The sequence below is a fragment of the Pseudomonas agronomica genome, assembly GCF_025917275.1.
Classification (GTDB): domain Bacteria; phylum Pseudomonadota; class Gammaproteobacteria; order Pseudomonadales; family Pseudomonadaceae; genus Aquipseudomonas; species Aquipseudomonas agronomica.
This window is the reverse complement of sequence record NZ_JAOSHO010000498.1, coordinates 1-3,579: the sequence shown is the minus strand read 5'-3', so window position 1 is coordinate 3,579 and position 3,579 is coordinate 1. Positions and strand designations below refer to the sequence as shown.

Annotated in this window: 4 protein-coding genes; 3 read left to right on the top strand and 1 reads right to left on the bottom strand. The window is 62.6% G+C overall.

Features of this window, described 5'->3' with window-relative positions:
* Positions 1–676 (bottom strand): DUF2066 domain-containing protein (locus OC610_RS23395; RefSeq protein ID WP_264431200.1); only part of this gene is annotated, 676 nt, incomplete at its 3' end.
* A 366-nt stretch (positions 677–1,042) separates the two neighbouring features.
* Here OC610_RS23395 and purM point away from each other — a divergent pair.
* Genes purM through OC610_RS23380 form a run of 3 tightly spaced genes read left to right on the top strand, consistent with a single transcriptional unit; the run spans position 1,043 to position 3,485 of the window.
* A complete protein-coding gene (gene purM, locus OC610_RS23390) occupies positions 1,043–2,101 on the top strand; it encodes a phosphoribosylformylglycinamidine cyclo-ligase (RefSeq protein ID WP_018610352.1) in 1,059 nt (352 codons plus the stop codon).
* An 11-nt stretch (positions 2,102–2,112) separates the two neighbouring features.
* The gene (purN, locus tag OC610_RS23385; RefSeq protein WP_264431198.1) at positions 2,113–2,763 is read left to right on the top strand and encodes a phosphoribosylglycinamide formyltransferase; all 651 of its coding nucleotides are present in this window, start codon (positions 2,113–2,115) and stop codon (positions 2,761–2,763) included.
* Positions 2,764–2,771: 8 nt separating this feature from the next.
* On the top strand, positions 2,772–3,485 hold the full coding sequence (locus OC610_RS23380) for a DUF3108 domain-containing protein (protein ID WP_264431197.1): 714 nt from the start codon (positions 2,772–2,774) through the stop codon (positions 3,483–3,485).
* Positions 3,486–3,579 lie beyond the last annotated feature (94 nt).

Sequence of the window (3,579 nt, the reverse complement as noted above, 5' to 3'; positions counted from 1 at the left end):
CTTGAGCGTTGCCTTGCTCGCGCTGGTCCCCCAGCCACAGGCGCCAGGTCGCTTGCCATTGGCCGCCCTCTTCTTTCGCGTGGACAGCCAGCAAGGCGTCCGAGCCATAACGCTCCGAAGCATTACGCAACGGGGCCGGATCATTGCCTTCCAGGCTTGGTGCCGTCGCGACAATCTGCTCGCTCAGGTCCGCCAGCGGCAAGTGCAATGGCAACCCCCGGTGCTGAGCGGCACGGCGCAGCGGCGTAGCGCTGCCTTGCCCATCCCCTACCAGGCTGGAACCTTCCGCCGAATCGTTCAACCACCAGGCCAGGATCGAGGGACGATTTGCCCCCCAAAGCGACAGGCCCGCCGAGCGCAACGCCCGATCGGTGCTGGCGGGATCGAAGTCCACTTGCAGGCTCTCAGGCGGACCGGCGTCGTAGCCGTATTGAAGAATGATTTGCTGCGGGTCCTTGCGGATCGCCGCCAGCCCTGGGTTCTGCGCGGCCTTGGTGTCACCGGTCAGGCGCAGCACCAGGGTGTCCAGGGCTCGCAACGTCGCCTGGTTACGCTCGTCCGGCGCCTGGCTGCTGACCGGCTCACGCACCTGGTAAAGGTTATTGAGGGTTTCGGCATGGCTCGCGAGGCTGATCAGCGACAAGCAGCCAACAGACAAGAATTTGAACAAACGCATGGAAGATTCCCGGACATAACGGCTGGCACCGGCCGTGTGGAGAAGATTGAGCATGGCTGTGACACGGCACCTGGCAAAACATTCACCCGCCCGATGCAAGTTTCCCACGGTCATAACCATAGTCGCTTACCGCTACACCTTATACAGACGCGTTGCACAGTACCAATACAAGAAATATCGGTTTTTTTTGGCGGATATGTCCCTGCCCGTCGGCGCGAGGATGGCCGCTGCTCCACAAGCCTGATAAAATCGCGCGCCTTCGCAGACCGGCAATGGCTGGGCACCCGGAATAATTCGTACAACGGTTATTCGACGGCCCCGGCGATCGGTCGTTACCCAGAAATCCCCCCTTTAAAGGCCTGGATCATGAGCAAGCAACCCTCCCTGAGCTACAAGGACGCCGGTGTAGACATCGACGCCGGTGAAGCATTGGTCGAACGCATCAAGAGCGTCGCCAAGCGCACCGCGCGCCCGGAAGTCATGGGCGGCCTGGGCGGTTTTGGCGCCCTCTGCGAGATCCCGGCCGGCTACAAGCAACCGGTCCTGGTCTCGGGCACCGACGGCGTCGGCACCAAGCTGCGCCTGGCCCTGAACCTGAACAAGCACGACAGCATCGGCATCGACCTGGTGGCCATGTGCGTGAACGACCTGGTGGTCTGCGGCGCCGAACCGCTGTTCTTCCTCGACTACTACGCCACCGGCAAACTGAACGTCGACACCGCCGCCCAGGTCGTGACCGGCATCGGCGCCGGCTGCGAGCTGTCCGGTTGCTCCCTCGTCGGCGGCGAAACCGCTGAAATGCCTGGCATGTACGAAGGCGAAGACTACGACCTGGCCGGCTTCTGCGTCGGCGTCGTGGAAAAAGCCGAAATCATCGACGGCTCGAAAGTCGCGGCTGGCGATGCCCTGCTCGCCCTGCCATCTTCCGGCCCGCACTCCAACGGCTACTCGCTGATCCGCAAGATCATCGAAGTGTCCGGCGCCGACATCGAGAACACCCAGCTCGACGGCAAGCCGCTGGCCGACCTGCTGATGGCCCCGACCCGCATCTACGTCAAGCCGCTGCTCAAGCTGATCAAGGACACCGGCGCCGTCAAGGCCATGGCCCACATCACCGGTGGCGGCCTGCTGGACAACATCCCGCGCGTACTGCCAAAAGGCGCCCAGGCCGTGGTCGACGTGGCGAGCTGGACCCGCCCGGCGGTCTTCGACTGGCTGCAAGAGAAAGGCAACGTCGATGAAACCGAAATGCACCGCGTGCTGAACTGCGGCGTGGGCATGGTCATCTGCGTGGCCCAGGAGCACGTCGAAACCGCCCTGAACGTACTGCGCGAAGCCGGCGAGCAGCCTTGGGTCATCGGCCAGATCGCCATTGCGGCGGAAGGCGCCGCACAGGTCGAGCTGAAAAATCTTAAGGCACATTGATGCACGAGCAGATGCCTGCAACCTGTAACGTCGTGGTGCTGCTGTCCGGCACCGGCAGTAACCTGCAGGCCCTGATCGACAGCACGCGGACCGGCGACAGCCCGGTCCGCATCCGCGCGGTGATCTCCAACCGCGCCGATGCCTACGGCCTGCAGCGTGCCAAGGACGCGGGTATCGACACCCGCGTCCTGGATCACAAGGGGTTCGAGGGCCGCGAAGCCTTCGACGCCGCGCTGATCGAACAGATCGACACCTTCAATCCGCAACTGGTCGTACTTGCCGGCTTCATGCGCATTCTCAGCGCTGGCTTCGTGCGGCACTACCAGGGCCGCCTGTTCAACATTCATCCCTCGCTGCTGCCCAAATACAAAGGGTTACACACTCACCAGCGGGCGCTGGAGGCCGGAGACACGGAGCATGGCTGCTCGGTGCACTTTGTCACCGAGGAACTCGATGGCGGACCACTGGTCGTACAGGCAGCAATACCGGTAGAGTTGCACGACACGCCGCAAAGCCTGGCGCAACGGGTCCATGCCCGCGAGCACCAGGTCTACCCGATGGCCGTGCGTTGGTTTGCCGAAGGACGGCTGACCCTCGACGATCGCGGCGCCTCACTGGACGGCCAGTTGCTCGCCGCCAGCGGCCACTTGATTCGACACTAGGAGATTTTATGCGTCGCGCCCTGCTCTTCGCTTGCGCTCTGCTTGCCTTGCCCCTGGCACAGGCCTCAGACCTTCAACCGTTCTCCGCCAGCTACACCGCCGACTGGAAACAGTTGCCCATGAGCGGCACCGCCGAGCGTAGCCTGACCAAGGAAGCCAATGGCACCTGGAAGCTGAGCTTCAAGGCCTCGATGATGATCGCCAGCCTGACCGAAGAAAGCACCCTGACGCTGGATAAGGACACCTTGCTGCCCCAGTCCTATCACTTCGAACGCGGCGGCCTGGGCAAGGCCAAGAAGGCCGACCTGGACTTCGACTGGAATACCAAGATGGTCACCGGCACCGATCGCGGTGACGCGGTCAAGCTCCCGCTGAACCGGGGCATGGTTGATAAATCCACTTACCAACTGGCCCTGCAGCACGACGTGGCAGCCGGCAAGAAGAGCATGAGCTATCAAGTCGTCGATGACGGCGAAATCGATACTTATGACTTCCGTGTGCTGGGCTCGGAAAAAGTCGACACCAAGGCCGGCCAGATCGACGCGATCAAGGTCGAGCGCGTGCGCGACCCGACGCAGAGCAAGCGCATCACCGTGCTCTGGTTCGCCAAGGATTGGGACTACCTGCTGGTTCGCCTGCAACAAGTCGAGACCGACGGCAAGGAGTACAACATCATGCTCCAGGACGGCACGGTCAACGGCAAGGCTGTGAAAGGCAGCTGATCAAGCTGATAACACCAAGCCCCGCACATGCGGGGCTTTTTGTTGCCTGAACTCCGACCCCACCACCTACCCCTGTGGGAGCGAGCCTGCTCGC